The sequence below is a fragment of the Mesorhizobium sp. 10J20-29 genome, assembly GCF_054130485.1.
In genome coordinates, this window is sequence record NZ_CP199156.1 from 267,746 (window position 1) to 283,533 (window position 15,788).

15 protein-coding genes are annotated in these 15,788 nt (G+C 66.1%); 9 read left to right on the plus strand and 6 right to left on the minus strand.

Translation table 11 applies throughout. The features are described 5' to 3' along the window. Window positions 1–2: 2 nt before the first annotated feature. Together ACT2BZ_RS01375 and ACT2BZ_RS01380 are read left to right on the plus strand one after the other, a co-directional pair. Window positions 3–314, plus strand: a complete 312-nt coding sequence (locus tag ACT2BZ_RS01375; protein ID WP_457938739.1) for a YrhK family protein — start codon at window positions 3–5, stop codon at window positions 312–314. A 128-nt stretch (window positions 315–442) separates the two neighbouring features. Continuing rightward, complete coding sequence (locus ACT2BZ_RS01380) at window positions 443–862, plus strand: DUF1801 domain-containing protein (protein ID WP_457938740.1); 420 nt, start codon at window positions 443–445, stop codon at window positions 860–862. A 27-nt stretch (window positions 863–889) separates the two neighbouring features. On the opposite strand, the gene ACT2BZ_RS01385 is transcribed toward ACT2BZ_RS01380, so the two are convergent. After that, window positions 890–2,740: a hypothetical protein gene (locus tag ACT2BZ_RS01385; protein ID WP_457938741.1), complete on the minus strand. Its 1,851-nt coding sequence runs from the start codon at window positions 2,738–2,740 to the stop codon at window positions 890–892. A 211-nt stretch (window positions 2,741–2,951) separates the two neighbouring features. Next, window positions 2,952–3,635: a fumarylacetoacetate hydrolase family protein gene (locus ACT2BZ_RS01390; protein WP_457938742.1), complete on the minus strand. Its 684-nt coding sequence runs from the start codon at window positions 3,633–3,635 to the stop codon at window positions 2,952–2,954. Between the two features lie 168 nt (window positions 3,636–3,803). On the opposite strand from ACT2BZ_RS01390, the gene ACT2BZ_RS01395 reads away from it, so the two are divergent. From ACT2BZ_RS01395 to ACT2BZ_RS01415, 5 genes are all read left to right on the plus strand, one after another. Next, window positions 3,804–4,496, plus strand: coding sequence for a FadR/GntR family transcriptional regulator (locus ACT2BZ_RS01395; protein WP_457938743.1), 693 nt, complete (start codon window positions 3,804–3,806; stop codon window positions 4,494–4,496). A 90-nt stretch (window positions 4,497–4,586) separates the two neighbouring features. Then, window positions 4,587–5,561: an ABC transporter substrate-binding protein gene (locus ACT2BZ_RS01400; protein WP_457938745.1), complete on the plus strand. Its 975-nt coding sequence runs from the start codon at window positions 4,587–4,589 to the stop codon at window positions 5,559–5,561. 69 nt (window positions 5,562–5,630) lie between these two features. Further along, entirely contained in the window at window positions 5,631–6,392 is a 762-nt protein-coding gene (locus tag ACT2BZ_RS01405) for an ABC transporter permease (RefSeq protein ID WP_457938747.1), read from the plus strand. Then, window positions 6,379–7,179 carry an ABC transporter ATP-binding protein gene (locus tag ACT2BZ_RS01410; protein ID WP_457938749.1) on the plus strand — a complete coding sequence of 267 codons (801 nt, stop codon included), beginning with the start codon at window positions 6,379–6,381 and terminating at the stop codon, window positions 7,177–7,179. The genes ACT2BZ_RS01405 and ACT2BZ_RS01410 overlap by 14 nt, the downstream gene beginning before the upstream one ends. A gap of 9 nt (window positions 7,180–7,188) precedes the next feature. Then, the gene (locus tag ACT2BZ_RS01415) at window positions 7,189–7,941 is read left to right on the plus strand and encodes an ABC transporter permease (RefSeq protein WP_457938750.1); all 753 of its coding nucleotides are present in this window, start codon (window positions 7,189–7,191) and stop codon (window positions 7,939–7,941) included. Between the two features lie 16 nt (window positions 7,942–7,957). Here ACT2BZ_RS01415 and ACT2BZ_RS01420 read toward each other — a convergent pair whose 3' ends face one another. Continuing rightward, window positions 7,958–8,506, minus strand: coding sequence for an invasion associated locus B family protein (locus ACT2BZ_RS01420; RefSeq protein WP_457938752.1), 549 nt, complete (start codon window positions 8,504–8,506; stop codon window positions 7,958–7,960). 10 nt (window positions 8,507–8,516) lie between these two features. Further along, a complete protein-coding gene (locus ACT2BZ_RS01425; protein ID WP_457938754.1) occupies window positions 8,517–10,256 on the minus strand; it encodes a YadA-like family protein in 1,740 nt (579 codons plus the stop codon). A 485-nt stretch (window positions 10,257–10,741) separates the two neighbouring features. On the opposite strand from ACT2BZ_RS01425, the gene ACT2BZ_RS01430 reads away from it, so the two are divergent. Beyond that, window positions 10,742–11,791 (plus strand): Bug family tripartite tricarboxylate transporter substrate binding protein, encoded by a 1,050-nt coding sequence (locus ACT2BZ_RS01430; RefSeq protein WP_457938755.1) that lies wholly within the window; start codon window positions 10,742–10,744, stop codon window positions 11,789–11,791. A 54-nt stretch (window positions 11,792–11,845) separates the two neighbouring features. Further along, entirely contained in the window at window positions 11,846–13,732 is a 1,887-nt protein-coding gene (locus tag ACT2BZ_RS01435) for a tripartite tricarboxylate transporter permease (RefSeq protein ID WP_457938756.1), read from the plus strand. An 18-nt stretch (window positions 13,733–13,750) separates the two neighbouring features. Here the strand turns inward: ACT2BZ_RS01435 and ACT2BZ_RS01440 are convergent, their stop codons facing one another. Next, the gene (locus tag ACT2BZ_RS01440) at window positions 13,751–14,671 is read right to left on the minus strand and encodes a methyltransferase domain-containing protein (protein ID WP_457938757.1); all 921 of its coding nucleotides are present in this window, start codon (window positions 14,669–14,671) and stop codon (window positions 13,751–13,753) included. Next, complete coding sequence (locus ACT2BZ_RS01445; RefSeq protein ID WP_457938758.1) at window positions 14,668–15,726, minus strand: hypothetical protein; 1,059 nt, start codon at window positions 15,724–15,726, stop codon at window positions 14,668–14,670. Before ACT2BZ_RS01445 ends, ACT2BZ_RS01440 begins: the two co-directional genes overlap by 4 nt. Window positions 15,727–15,788: the final 62 nt, after the last annotated feature.

The window sequence follows — 15,788 nt, forward strand, 5'->3', positions numbered from 1 at the left end:
CCATGCTGTCGCGCTTGCTGAACTACCACGACCCCGGACAGACCGAGCGCCGCAAGCGCATCTATGCCGCCTACGAACTCTGGTACACGGTCGTCGATGTCGGCGCGGCAATCTGCTTCCTCGCCGGCAGCCTGCTCTTCCTGTCGGAGGAGACGAAGGCTTTCGGCACCTATCTCTTCATTGCCGGCTCCGTGCTGTTCCTGATGAAGCCGGCGATCCGCCTGCTGCGCGAGGTGCGCTACGCGGCCAATGGCGAGATCGACACGCTGGCCCATCGGTCGGGCTGGAACGAGCCGCGCTCCGAGCGGTCCTGAGCGGATGCGCTCCGCCCCGGCGGTCAGTCCAGGATGGCTCCCGGACGCCCCGGAAAATTCCCCCTTTGACCGGTGACGCGAAGCTCTAAAGTCGGGCATTCATGTCAGGTGAAAAGGAGGACCGTGCGATGCCCGACCAACCCCCCTCCGAACTGATCGATGCGCGCCTCGCCGCCCTCGGCGACTGGCGCGGCGAGGCGCTTGCACGCATGCGCAGGCTGATCAGGGAGGCAGACCCGGCGGTCGAAGAGACGGTGAAGTGGCGCAAGCCCTCCAACGGCATGCTCGGCGTGCCGGTCTGGGAGCATGCCGGCATCATCTGCACCGGCGAGACCTACAAGGACAAGGTGAAGCTGACCTTTGCCAAGGGGGCGGCACTCGACGACCGGAATGGCGTCTTCAACGCCAGCCTGGACGGCGGCACGCGCCGGGCGCTGGACATATTCGAGGACGCCGAGATCGACGCGGCGGCCTTCAAGGCCCTGGTCGGGCAGGCCGTGGCGCAGAACCTCGACGCCGAGGCCGCGAGAAAGCCGAAGCGCCGCTAGGCCCGGCCCAAGCCGGGCCGGGTGCGACTAGCCGATGATGCGCAGGTTCGACAACTCGTTGGCGATTTCCTTGAACGTGTCGGCGAGATTGCCGCCCTTGGCGTTCCAGAAGAGCTTCGCCGGCTTGCCGTCGGCGCCCTTGCGGAAGCGCGATTCCGAGGCGCAGCTTTCGAGCGCGTCGATCTGCGCCTTTTCGGTGGAGTTATTGGAATCGAGGTCGAGCGCCACGGTCAGGAGCAGCACATTGCTGGCCTTGGCGTTGGAGCACACCGTGTCGAACTGGGCGTTGAGCGCCTTGGTGTAGTTGGCGTTCGAATAGTCGGTCTTGCTGATCGAGGCCGGCACGCTCTGGAAGATTCGCGGCGCGGAGTAGCCGGTCGGCGTGCGGCCGGCATAACCATAGGCCGAATAGATCGACTTGTTGGCCGCGAGGTCGTTATAGCCGAGCGATGACGGCGTGTAATAGGTGTTGGCGCCGTCGGTGAGCAGGATCACCGCCTTGTCGTTGCCCTTCTCGGTGTCCGGCCGGCCCTCGGTGAACGGTTCGCCACCCGACACGGTGCGCCAGCCCCATGCCAGCCCCTCCGGCGCGTTGGTCGCGCCGCCGGCCGCCATGTCGTCGATCGCGGCCTTGATGGCGGCGACGCCCGCCGCCGTGCCGATGTCGGTCAGCGGCGTGATCGGCTTGGTGGTGCAGCTGGCATTGGGGCCGTTGCTGCCGGTGGCAGCAGCCGTGCCAAGCGGCGCCGGCGTATAGTATTTCGGCGTGTAGGTCTGGCGCGTCGTGTTGTTGGTGCTGGTCGTCAGATCGGACCACCAGTTCGACTCGGCAGACCGGTTGCTGCTGTCCTTGAGGTCGGTCTCGTCGGGCGCGAACATCGGGACGAAGAGCGTTGCCGGCGTGCCCTTGGACGGCGTCGCGTCGTTGGCATTGTAGGGGCTCGGCCGCGCCTCGACGCAGCCGCCCCAGCTGGCATAGGAGGCGTAGGTGTAATCATAGCCGCCGGCCCAGGTCTTGCAGGACCCGTTGCTGTAGGTGGCGGTGCAGGTCTGCTGGGCATTCCAGGTCTGGGTGACGGTCCGCTTCAGGTCGTTATAGAGCTGGAAGCGGGTCACCTTCTGGTTCTCTTCGCTGCCCCAGGCGCTGCCCTTCTTGTAGAACACGCCGCCGATCTTGGTGACCAGCTTGTTGCTCGCGGTGAAGGCCGCCCAGTTGAAATTCTCGTGGTGGATCGGCGAGATGCCGTCCTGGTCCATCCACGACTTGCTGGCCTTGTCGGGTCCGATATTGACCGAGGCGGCGAAGGGCACCAGCGAGAACTGCACCGGCTTGTTGACCTGCTTCACCTGGGCCGCCTGCCCGGCGATCGTGTCGACCAGCTGCTTGGCGGCTTCCTTTAGAAGCACGATGCGCTTCTTGCCCGAACCGGTGCCGATATAGTCCATCGAGCCCGAATTATCGAGCACCATGGCCACTTCGAGCGTGTTCTTCAGCCGCACTTCCGAGGTCACCCGCACGTCCACGTTGGTCGCATGCGAACTGCGGCCGATCATCATCGCCGATGTTGGTAGGAAGATCGGATGATAGACCAGCGTTGCGGTGAGCTTCAGCGTTCCGCCACCGGTGGTGGCGCTCGGGATCTCGACCTCGAGCGTGGTGTTCAGCGGATCGATATGGCTGAGATTGGTCTGGAAGAATTCCTTCGCGTAGACCTTCAGCTGCTCGTCGGTCGCGCCTTCAACGAAGCGACGCGCGGTGGCGACGCCGGCTGTATCGAGGGCTGCGAGGACGGCCTGTTTTTCGCGAGAGAGTTCACTGTAGTCGACTGCAATCGCGAGCGCCCCCATGATCGGGACCATAGCAACGCCGGTCAGCATGAGGAAATTTCCGCGACGGTCATTCCAAAAGCGACTGAACATCTTTGCACACACGTGCTTGAGTGATGATGCTCCAGAATAAGCCGCGAGGTCAGCGAAGGCGGTTAACGGAATCCTGTACGGCGGGGATTCTTCGTAACGAAGGTTAGCAAAAGGTTACGGGCGGCCCGGCCGGTTGTGGCCGAGACCGCCCGAAAAGGGTTTGGAGCGCTCAGACGACCTTGACGGTCAGGCTGCCGAGCCCCTCGATGCTGGCTTCCATCGTGTCGCCCTTCGACACCGGGCCGACGCCCGACGGCGTGCCCGACATGATGATGTCGCCCGGCGCCAGCTCGAAATATTCCGACAGGTAGGAGATCATCTCGGGCACCTTCCAGATCATCTGGTTCATGTCGCCCTCCTGCTTCACCTCGCCATTGACCTTGAGCTCGATGCGGCCGTGGTCGGGGTGGCCGACCTCGGAGGCGGGCCTGAGCGCGCCGACGGGGCCGGAACGCTCGAAGGCCTTGCCGATCTCCCACGGGCGGCCGAGCTTCTTGGCCTCGCCCTGCAGGTCGCGGCGCGTCATGTCGAGCGACACGGCATAGCCCCAGACATGGTCGAGCGCGTTCTCGACGGGAATGTTGGTGCCGCCCGACTTCAGCGCCACCACCAGCTCGACCTCGTGATGCACGTCGGAGGAATGCGCCGGGTAGGGAAACTCTCCCGAAGGATCGAGATTGTCGGGATTCTTCTGGAAGAAGAAGGGCGATTCCCGGTTCGGATCGTGGCCCATCTCGATCGCATGGGCGGCGTAGTTGCGGCCGATGCAGTAGACGCGGCGAACCGGAAACTGGCCGCCGCCAGCCACTGGAATGGACACGACGGGTGGCGTCTGGATCACGTAGCTGGACATCGAAACCTCATGCAGGAGCCATAATTGAGGCCTTGTCATAGGCCAGTGCCGTGCTAAGATCAATCGCAGCCAATACAAAAAATGTCGGACAAAGGCATCGAATTTTCAGGTAATATCGGGTTTTCCGGCAGGTATCTGTAAAAATTGGTCAACCAATCGGAGCAAGTCGTGCTTGCAGAGCTGAAGGCAATCGACATCAACGACCCGGTCTCGCGGCTGCGCTCCTTCATTGCGGAGGGCGGCTACAAGGCCGGCGGCAGGCTGCCGCCCGAGCGCGAGCTGACCGATGAGCTCGGCATGACGCGCAGCACGCTGCGCAAGGCTCTCGACGCACTCGAGCGCGAAGGCGCCATCTGGCGCCATGTCGGCAAGGGCACCTTCGTGGCCTCCGCCGCCAATGGCCGCAGCTCGGGCGGCGCGCTGGTGGAGCTCGGCCGCCAGCTCACGCCCTTTCGCATGATGCGGGCGCGCCTCGCCATCGAGCCGGCCATCGCCAAGGAAGCCGCGATTAACGCCTCCGGCGCCGGCCTGACCCACATGAACGTCGCCATGGAGCGCGCCCATTCGGCGTCGAACTGGCAGGATTACGAGACGCAGGACGACGTCTTTCACCGCGCCATCGCCGAGGCCAGCGACAATCTGCTGCTGCTGTCGCTGTTCGACCAGTTGAACGTGGTGCGCCGCGCCGTCGCCTGGGGCAGCGTCGTGCGCCAGTCGGAGAAGCCGACCGCCGACCATTCGAGTTTTCGCGAGCACGAGGCGATCAGCGCCGCAATCGAGAAGCGCGATCCCGACCTCGCCTACGAGGCCATGCGCAGTCACCTGCGCTCGGTCGCTGCACGTCTTTTCGGGGAGGTTTGAGGCGCACAGCACGCAAATGGAGGCGGACGAACGACAAGCCGCGTCTCCAAAGGACAGACGTTTTCAACAGTGTTCTCAGGGAGGAGAAACATGAAAAACCTAGTCAAGAAGATCACCGGCCTCGCGGCCGTCATTCCGCTGGCCGTCGGCCTGACCCTGTCGACGGCCTGGGCCGAGACGCTGAAGATCGCGCTCGCCGAAACGCCGTCCGACGAGATGGCCGCTTTTTTCGTGGCGCTCGACCGCGCCAAGAAGAACGGCCTCGACTATGAATGGACCGCCTTTGCCGACGAGGAACTGGCGATCCAGGCGGTGCTGAGCGGCCAGATGAACATCGGCTTCGGCACGCCCTACGCCGCCATGCAGCGCTCCAAGGCGCCGCTTCGGATCATCTTCCAGCTGTCCAAGCTGAAGTTCTTCCCGGTGACGACGAAGAAGTACGAGAAGCTGGAGGACCTCGACGGCCAGCCGATCATGCTGCATTCGCGCGGCGGCGGCACGGACTCCATCGCCAACGTCATCGAGGAGCGCACCGGCATCAAGCTCGGCGACCGTTCCTACGTGCCGGGTTCGGCCAACCGCGTGGTGGCGATGATGGCCGGCCAGGCCGAGGCGACCATTCTCGACCTGTCCAACAAGAACAAGATCATGGCCGAGGCCTCCGACAAGTTCAACGTGCTGCCGATGTTCGACGTCGACGCCAGCGACGAGGCACTGTTCGCCAATCTCGACTGGATCAAGGAGAACGAGGACCAGGTCAACATCCTGGTCAAGGCGCTGGCCAGCGTCTGGCAGGACATGACCAAGGACCCGACCATCATCAGCCGCGAGACCGACCCGAACGGCCCGATCGGCCAGCTGCCGGCGGAAATCCTGGCCGAGCTCGACGGCTTCTACAAGGACGCGGTCGAGGGCGGCCTCTACGATGCGAATGGCGGCGGCCGCAAGGCGGCCAAGGCCGACATGGAATGGTACACCGCGGCCGGCCAGCTGGAGGGTGACCCGGCGACCCTCAACATCGAGGACTTCTGGTACCTCGCGCCGCTCGACGCGGCCGCGAAGTAACCCGATTGGCGGCCGCCCGTCGCGCAGCGACAGGCGGCCGCCATGCTTACCCCAGTACCGGACCCGTACATGCAACACAGACCCCTGCTGCTCAAGCTGCTCTCCGCCGCCATCGTGTTCGGCGCCTGGGAGATCGCCGGCCGCATACCGGTGTCCTACGCCTTCCCGACATTCCTGGAATCGATGGAGGCGCTCGTCCGGCTGACGCTCGACGGCACCATGTTCAAGGCCTATGCCGAAACGCTGAAGCCGCTTGTGCTGGGCGTCGCCATCTCCGCCGTGCTCGGCATCGGCCTCGGCCTTTGGATCGGCCTCAGCGCGCGCTTCGAGTGGCTGTTCTCGCCCATCTTCATCGTCATGCAGGCAGCACCGCTCGCCGCGCTGATCCCGCTGCTGGTGATGGCCTATGGCATCGGCCTGACCTCGAAGGTCTTCGTCGTCTGCATCATGGCCATGCCGGTGATCGTGCTCAACACGGCGGGCGCTGTGCGCAACACGCCGGTCTCTCTCAAGGAGATGGGCCGCTCCTTCCTCGCCGGCGAGCGCGCCATCATCTACAAGATCGTCATTCCGGCCGCTTCGCCGGTGATCTTCTCGGGGCTCAGGCTCGGCATCTCGGCCGGCTTCATCGGCGCCATCCTGGCCGAGCTCAAGATCACCCCGACCGGCGTCGGCGACATCATCAGCTACAGCCGCTCGGTGGCCGACTATCCGAGCATGTATGCCGCCATCTTCTCCATCATCCTGCTCGCCGTGCTGTTCCTGAACCTGCTGGAACGACTCGAGAATGTCCTGTTCGAAGGGAACAACCGTGGTTATGCCTCAGACTAAACCCGCCGCCGCATCGTCCGGCGCAGCCCCTCTCGACAGCGCCGTCTCGGTGCGCAATGTGTCGAAGAACTACGGCGCGGTCGAAGCCCTGAAGAACCTGTCGCTGGAGTTTCCGCGCGGCGAGCTTACCTCGCTGCTCGGACCCTCCGGCTGCGGCAAGACCACGCTGCTGAAGATCATCGGCGGCCTGCTCGAGCCAAGCGCCGGCGAGATCGAGGTCAACGGCAAGACGGTCAGCGGGCCCGGCCCCGACCGCGCCTTCGTGTTCCAGGATTTCGCCCTGCTGCCCTGGGCGAATGTCATCCGCAACGTCTCCTTCGGCCTCGAACTGCGCGGCGTGCCGAAATCGGAACGCGAGGCAATCGCCGAGAAATACATCGGCAATGTCGGGCTTTCCGGCTTCGAGAAGAGCTATCCGCACGAACTGTCGGGCGGCATGCGCCAGCGCGTCGGCCTGGCCCGCGCCCTGTCCGTGGATTCCAAGGTGCTGCTGCTCGACGAGCCGTTTTCGGCGGTCGACGAGCAGAACCGGAGAAAGTTCCAGGAGGATCTTCTGGCGCTGGTGCGCAACGAGAACAAGACCTTCATCTTCGTCACCCACTCGATCGAGGAAGCGGTCTATGTCTCCGACCAGATCGCCATCCTGCTGCCGCGGCCAAGCCGCGTCTCGGAGGTGATCCGCCCCTCGGGCTTTCGCGAGAAGGACGTCGAGAACATCCGCCGCGACCCCGAATATCTCGACATCGTCGACCAGATCTGGTCCTCGCTGCGCACCTATGCCGAGTAGGGCCGGGACATGACCGCATTCGGATACAGGCTTCCCGCAATGTCCTCGCTGCTGATCTGGGCGTTGCTGTGGGAGATCATCGGCCAGATGCACCTGACCTTCTTCGTGCCGCCGCTCTCGGAAGTGGTGGTGACGCTGGTCAGGATCCTGCCGACCCCGGCCTTCCTGAAGGCGCTCTACGAGACGGCCTACGCCTTCCTGGGCGGCGTCGCGGTGGCGATCCTGATCGGCATTCCCGTCGGCATCATGATGGGCAAGAGCAGGCTACTCGACGAGCTGCTGCTGCCCTGGGTCAACATCTTCCTGTCGGCACCGCTGACCGCGCTGGTGCCGGTGCTGATGGTGCTGTTCGGCTTCGGCATGACGTCGATCATCATCACCACGACGCTGTTTGCGATCTGGATCATCATCCTCAATGCGCGCGTCGGCGTGATGCAGATCAACCGCTCGCTGATCGACATGGCGCGCAGTTTCGGCGCCTCGCCGCTCGAGGCCTTCTTCAAGATCTATTTCTGGGCAGCCCTGCCCGAAATTCTCGGCGGCGTCAGGATCGGCATCATCCGCGCCGTCAAAGGCGTCATCATCGGCCAGCTGCTGATCTCGATCGTCGGCTTCGGCGCGCTGTTCGAACTCTATTCGAGCAACTTCCTCATGGGCCATTTCTGGGCCGTGCTGATCGTGCTCTTCGGGCTCGCCTTCACGATTTCGGAGTTCCTCGCCTATCTCGAGCGCCGCGTCGCCTATTACGCAGCCAAGCGCTGATCGCCCGCGACGGCCGTCAGTCGATGGCGGCGACCGCGTCCTTCAATCCGGCCAACGGCGCCTCGAAGGACGCTTTGTGGTCGGCTTCGTAGGACAGCCGCACCACGCTGCCGCGGGCGATCTGCTCGCGCAGCCCCGCGCCGAGCCGCGTTATCGCCACGCAGGTGGTCTCGTCGCAGGCCCTGACCCGGACCCTGACCGTGCGCTTGGCGCCGGCATGGCGCAGCTTGATGACACCCGACAGGCCCACCGACGGCGGCGCGCGGAAGATGAGCAGAGGCTTGCCGTCCTCGCTCGCCGCCAGCGTCCAGCTGAAGACCGGGCCGCCTTGCCTGTCCACGAAGGTCTGCGTGACGTTGCAGACCCGCGAGCGCGCCTTGAGGTTCTCGTCGCAGATCAGCGTCCAGTTCGGGAAGGACTGGATGACGCGCCTGATGTCGCCGGGCGCGGCATTGGCAGGGACCGCGACCTCGGCGTCCTTGACCGTGTAGTTCTCGTGTTCGGCAGACGCCGGCTGGGCCAGCATGAGCGCGGCCGCAGCGACCCCGGAGCGAAGGACGGGCATCACCGGTCCCTCAGTTCAGGGTCACGCTGACGCCGGCGCCGCCGCCCCAGTTGCCGTCGGCAACGGTGGTTGCGACGTTGGCGCGCACCCTGCCGGTTTCGCTCATGTAGCCGGCACCGAAGGCGGCCGCGCCCTCGCCGCGCCAGTAGCCGGCACCCATGCCGATGCTGAGCTTGCCGGGCGTGCTGTCGTAGCGGATCGAGGAGGCCGCAAGCCCGATGGCGGCCGCCTGGCGCGCCTCGCTGCGCACGTCGCCGATCTGCTGTTCCATCTGGCCGACCCGGTAGTCGGTGTAGGAGTTGGAGATGTCGACAGCTGTATTGATGACCTCGCTGTTGACGTTGAAGGCGAGCGTGTCTGCGTAAGTATTCGCCGTATTCAACGTAGTGTTCATGCCCTCTTCGAGCTGGGCGACGTTGACCGCGTCGGTCTGGTCGACGCCGGCATCGACATTCTTGACGATGATGGGGGTGGAGGGGTCGCCGCCCAGCAGCGTGACCACATTGGTCTTGTTGCCATCGCCGTCGAGATCGTAGAGCACCGCGTGATCCCGGAGCGCCGCCAGTTCGACATTGGTGTCGTGCAACTGCGAGCCATTGACCGCGTCGGTCGAGGTGGCGTCGATGAGGCCGGGGCGCAGATTGGTAATCAGGCTGCCGGAAGCTCCCTCCAGCGTGATGACATCCTTGGGAGCGCCTTCGGCGCCGTCGTAGCGCACCGCACGGTCGCTGACCTCGTTGATGGTGGTGTCGATGTTGTCGATGCGCACGTTGACGTCGCCGAGCCCCGTATCGACGGCCTCGAAGGCCTCGTAGATCGTCGTGTAGTTCGCCCCCTCGATGAGGTAGGTTGGGCCGGTCACGGTGCCGTCGATCTCGACCGTCGCGGTGCCGCCGAGATGATTGGCGATGCTCTGCGACACGCCGTAGAGCTGCGATCCGTTGACGGCGTCGCTGGAGATCGACGAGACCGTGCCGGCGGATAGGTTGCTGATCCGCGTACCCGACGCGCCCTCCAGGGTTGCGACATCCTTGGCCACCGTGTCGTAGCGCAGCACCCAGTCGCCGAGATCGGTGATCCTGTCGTCGACCGCCTTCAGCTGACCGATATTGGCGGCGTCCGTGTCTGCCGAGCCGGCGGCGAGGTTGGTGATGCGGCGAAATTCCGTGCCGTTGCCGATCGAGACTTCGCCGGCCGCAATGGCGCCGGCGATCGGATCGGTGCCAGGGTTGTAGGCCGGATCGCCAAACGAGCCGGTTGTCGTCGAATTGGCGCCGAGCGCGATGCTGTTGGCGTGCGCGGCACTGGCGCCCTGCCCGAGCGCCAGCGAACCGGTCGCCGCGCCGAGCACCGACGAGCCCTGCCCCATGGCGATGGCACCGGCGGCACCCGCCGATGTGGTCGCGCCGTTGCCGATGGCGATGGAGTCGATCTCGCCGGCATCGGCCTCCTGGCCGTTGGCGCCGAGCCCGGTGATCCGGTTGCCGCCGACGGAGACGCCCTTTTCCTCGTCGAGCGCGATGGAATCCGATGTCGCGACGCAATCGTCGCCCGGGCCGGCGACCACGCCGTTCACGTCGAGCACCGAGAGCGTGATCGGGTCGCCCGACGCCGCGCCGGCCAGGAGTCCCGAGGCATCGATGCTGAGCGGTGCCGGAAGCGGCAGCACCGATAGCAGGTCGACCGCCGAGAGCAGCGGATTGACGACGCCTTCGACCGGCACGACCACGCCCTCGATGACCGGCGTCATGATGTCGGTAACGACGGAGCGGGGAAGACTGACCCCGGAACAGGCGCTAACAACGGATTCTTGCGCATTCGCCGTGGGAACGCTGGGGGAAGAAACTACGACGCCGCAGGAAACAAGAGGCAGCAAAGCGACAGAACGAAGGCCACGCATCATCTGAAAAGCTCCATTTCAACTGAGCTAATCCAGACGATTCTGGGTTAACGATTTGTTACTCGAACCCCGTTCCTCGGATTTGACGGCAATATTGTCCTAAAGTACAAGACTAATCGATATAAATAAGACTGATTTATATATCTGATTTCTGGGTTAGTTTTGAACAAAACAATTTTATTTTGGCAAAACTGCAGGCGACTCAAACCAGCCTGACCCATCCGGTCACGCTGCATCCTGCCTGTGCAAAAGCCCCCGCCGGCCATCGACCGCCGCGCAGCGATGCGTATCGTGTCATCCGGAGACGTGACTTGCCTTATCCCGGGAGCAACGAGTTGACCCACCAAGCCAAGCATGACCCGGAACTGTCGCGGCGCGGCTTCCTGTGCGTCGCGGCCGGTGCGCTTGCCGCACCCTCGATCGCCCGGGCAGAACTCGCCGGCCGCAAGATTTCCTTCCTGATCGGCAACGAGGGATCGGGCGGCTACGAGGCCTATGCGCGGCTCTTCGCCAAACATCTCGCTCTGGCCTTGCCGGGGACGAGCGTGGTTGTCGAGGTCGTGCCGGAGGCCGACGGCCGGCTGGCCGCCAAGCGCATCGCCGAGGCCGGTCCCGACGAACTGACGGTCGGCCTGTTCGAGACGGCCATGCTCTATGCCGAGATCGAATCCGAGGCCGCCGTTCCGGTCAGCCTCGCCGCGTTCAACTGGATCGGCAAGATGGCGGTCGACGAGCGCATCCTGATCGCCAGCAGGCAGAGCGGCATCGAGACGATCAAGCAGATGAAGGAACGCAGCGAGCCGGCGATCTTCCCGGCGAGCACCATCGTTTCGCGCAGCGCCGCGGAAAGCTTCATGCTCAACGCCATGCTCGGCCTGCCGATCAAGCCGGTGCCGGGCTACGACGGCGGGCAGCGCGCGCTGGCCATGCTGAGCGGCGAGGCGCAGGTCATCCTCGGCTCCTTCCCGAGCCAGAAGAAGATGCTGGAGCGGGGCGAAGCCGTGGTGCTGCTGCGGCTGAACGATGTTCCCAACCCCTCGGTGCCGGCCGACGCGCCGCTGCTCAGAGACATCGCGCCGGAAGGCAGCGCCACGCTGGTCGAGCTGATCGACCTGTCCAACACGCTCGGCCGCTGGATCGCAGCACCCCCGGCGATCGGCGAGGACGACCTGGCCGCGCTGCGCCGGGCCTTCGACATCGTGGTCGCAAGCCCGGACTTTCTCGCCGAAGCAAAGGCGCAGGATCTCGCCATCGACCCGCTCGGGGGCGCCGAGGTGCAGCGCCGTGTGAAATCCCTCCTCGGCCGCAAGGACGAGTTGCGCGCCGCACTGGCGGCGGCGCTTTCCTGCGGCCGACGCCATGCGGCGGGCGAGACTTCCTGCTAGAAGCCTGTCCGGCCCGCCCATTCCAACGCGGCAACCGACGAGGTCGCCCCCGACATGCTGCAATCCTTGCAGTTCCTGCTTGACCCGACGCTGCTGGCGGCCCTGCTGCTCGGCGTCGCCGCCGGTTTCCTGGCCGGCGTGGTGCCCGGCATCGGCGGCCGCATCGGCCTGCTGCTCGCCCTGCCTCTGGCGCTTGTATTCGGCCAGTTCGGCGGCGCGATCTTCCTCGTCGCCCTGCACGCGGTGGTGCATACCTCGGGCTCGATCATGCCGATCGCCTACGGCCTGCCGACCTCCGCCTCCGAAGCCGCGACGGCGGTGGACGGCTTCCAACTGCAGCGCAAGGGCAAGGGCGCCGAGGCGCTCGGCGCCAGCCTGTCGGCCTCGGCCGTCGGCGGCGTGCTCGGCGCCGTCGTCTTCATCGCCGCCGTGCCGGTGGTGCGGCCGGTCATATCCAGCATCGGCGCGCCGGAATTCCTCGTGCTCTCACTGCTCGGCCTGGCGCTCGTCTCGGCGCTGTCCGACCGCCAGCCGAGCGCCGGCCTGGCGGTCGCCGCCCTCGGCGTACTCGCCTCCACCGTCGGGCTCGATGCGCTGACGGCCGAGCAGCGCTTCACCTTCGGGCAGCTGGAACTGTGGGACGGGCTGGAGACCATATCGATAATCGGCGGCCTGTTCGTCATTCCCGAGATGCTGTCGCTGGTGGTCTCAGCGCCGCGGACCGGGCTGACGCCGGGATCGGCCGAGCTGCCGCGCATGCTTGCGGGCATGGCCGAGGCGTTCCGACACCGCATGGTGATGCTGCGCAGCACCGTGATCGGCATCGTCATCGGCATGATGCCGGGCGCGGGCTCGAGCGTGGCGGTGTGGATTGCATATGCCGACGCCGCCGCGCGCGGCACGACCGGCACGCCCTTCGGCGAGGGCGCGATCGCCGGAGTGGTGGCGCCGGAAGCCGCCAACAATGCTAAGGAAGGCGGCGCGCTGATCCCGACGGTGTTCTTCGGCATTCCGGGCAGCTCGGCGATGGCGATCCTGCTCGGCGGCTTCGCCATGCTGGGCGTCGATGTCGGGCCGCAGCTTCTGACCACCGGGCTGCCGACGGCCCTGGCGTTCGGCTGGACGGTCATCCTCGCCAACCTGCTGACCATCCCGCTCTTCCTGCTGGTCGTTCCCTTCCTGATCCGCTGGACCACGCTCAGGCCGGCCTCGATCGCCGCCTTCGCGCTCGTCGCCGTGGTGACGGCCGCGCTGGGCTCCTCGTCGAGCCCGCTGGCGCTGCCGCAATTCGCGGCGGGCGGCGCGCTCGGCGTCGCGCTTTATCTGGCCGGCCTGCCCCGCGCGCCCTTCCTGCTCGGTTTCGTCATGGGGCCGTTGGTCGAGACCTCGCTCGCCAAGACGCTGCAGATCTTCGGCCCGGCAGCCATGCTGAGGCCCGGCGTGCTGCTGCTTGGCGGCGCCTTGCTGCTGGTGCTGTGGCGCCTGCGCCGGCCCAAGGAAGGCGCTTCGGCAACGCCGGCCAAGCGCTCGCGGCCGGTGGCGCTGGCGATGCTCGCCTTTATGGCCCTGCTCGGCCTCGCCGCGATGGCGGTCGCCGGCGGCTACAAGGCCACCGCATGGATCGCGCCGGTGATGGCCGCGGCCGTCATGACGGGCGCCGCGTGCTTCGCGGCATGGCGGGTCTGGCGGGAGGCGCCGGCGGCTTCTCCGGCCATCTCGCCGACGGTCGGCGCCGCACTCTTCCTCTACCTTGCCGCGGTACCGGTCGCCGGGCTAATCCCGGCCTCGCTGGGGTTCCTGCTGCTCGCGCGCAAGACATTTGCCAGCCGCTGGGTCTGGCTTCCCGCGGTGCTGCTTCTCGTGGCGCTGCTGCAGGCCCTGCTGGTCGGCGGGCTGCTGGGCAGGCCGCTCAGCTTCGGCTATCTCGACGGCTTCCTGTAGGGCGAGGCGCGGAGCGCTTCAGCTCTTCTCCAGCACGGCGAGCACACGACGGCGCGAGTAGGTCGGCTGGCCGTTGCCACCGATCTCGTTGGCGACCTCGTCGATGCCACGCAGGGCAAGACTGGAGCCTTCGAGAAGCTGCCGCAGTTCGCCGACGTTGCGGAACTCGCCGCTGCGGCTTTCGTCGGCATCGAGTGCTCGATCCAGCCGGGCCAACACTGCGGTTCGATCGGCATCCGTCAGCGGGCCCTCCGCCGCCAGCGCTGCGAAGCGCTCGTTGGCGGACCGCCGCTTGGCCAGATCGGCTGCCGTCTCCTCGCCACTCCTGGTCTTGATCCGGTTGGAGAAGATCATCGCGCCGCCCGGCCTGATCCACGCGGCGAGCCGCTCCAGCACGGCCGGCTGGCGGGCGCGGTCGATGAAGCGGAAGACGCTGTGCAGCACCACGATGTCGGCCCGAAAGTCGCGCGCCGGGTCGGTCAGGTCGCAAGTCGCCCAACTGAAGTCGAGCCCGTGCGCGCGGGCGAAATCCTCGCACAGCATGAGCGGCGTCGGGCAGAGGTCGAGCACGGTGAATCGGCAGCGCGAAAGCGCATCCGGGCCGAGCGTCGCAATGGCATGGGCGACGGTCGACAGGATGCCGGTGTCGGCCGACCCGGCGATGACGATGTCGAGCTTGCCGGTGCGTGCCGACAGGAGCCGGCCGGCGGTTTCGGCAATAGCGACGACAAGCTGCGGCCGGTCGGCATCGATGCCGAGTTGCGCGCCGGCGGCGCGGTGCGCCGCGACTCGAATGTGATAGTCGGCGCAGCCCGGGCAATGCACGGGCGCCAGCGCCAGCGCCCGGTCGAGATTGCCCTGCAGGTCCTCGCCATAGGTCTGCGGATCGAGCAGGGAGGGCGTGTCGGCGGCCGCCGAGCGTGGCGACACTGGCATCATGGTTGCTCCGAGGAACTGTCGACCTGCGGCAGCAACTTGGCATCACCCCGATCATGGCGGCGGCGCAAGAGAAAGGCTCTCGTGAGCCAGATCCAGCGTCGCAGCAATCCCCAGGAACGCGTCTCCAGGAAGCGCCGGTAGGGCTGCAGCGGCATGAAGCGGACCGGCCGCCTGGCCGCCACGCCATCGTCGATGGAGGCGAAGGCCTGGCGAAGCAGCTCGCGGATCAGGTCGCGCCGCTCCGCGCGCTCGGGCGAGCCACCGCGGAAGCGCGGGAAGGTCGGGTTGGTGTTGATCTCGTAGAGCACGAAGCGGCCGTCCATGAAGCCGAAGTCGGCACGTCCGAACTGCAGCTCGCCCGTGTCGAAGGCGTCCATGACGAGCTCCCTGTGCGGGTTTTCGCGCATGTAGGCGAGTTCCTCGGCGACGAGCTCCGGCTGGCGGCCGAGTTCGTTGGATTTCACCACCCAGTCGCGATTGTAGAGGATGTGCTGCGGGATGACGTGGTCGCCAACGCGGAAGACGCCGTATTTGCGGAAATAGCCGTCGGGCTGGGGCACCGCCTCGTAGGAGAGCGCGATGCGGCCCTTGGCCGGCTTGCCGCTGCGCTTCAGCGCGGCGACCGCCTCGACATAGCGCTCGGCATTTTCGATGAGGCCGGTCTCCGGGCCCGCGCAGCCGTCTTCGGAGCGGATGAAGACGGGGTATTTTTCGGGCATGTCCCCGCTGTCGACGCGCAGCACCGTGACCGGCGAGGCGCCCTTGAGCTGCATGCGCCGCAACAGCTCGTAGCGCTCGCAGGCATGCGCCGGATGGTTGAGCACCCGCGTGCCGGGCACGGCCTGACCGATGGTCAGAGCCATACTGGCCGCGACCTCGCGTTCGAGCGGGCTCAGGAACTCGAGATCGGTGAAGATCGCTGTGCCGACGGGCACGGACAGCGTGCGAAACACGTCCTGGTAGATGACCGGCCGCAGATTGGCGAAGGCGCCGCCGGCTTTGGCCAGCCGGCGGATCGTGCGCTGGTTGTTCTCGTGGACGAAGATATTGATCATCGGGACCGGTACTGTGGAGTGACCAGCCATAGCACAGCCGAGGCGCACATACAGGGGCATCG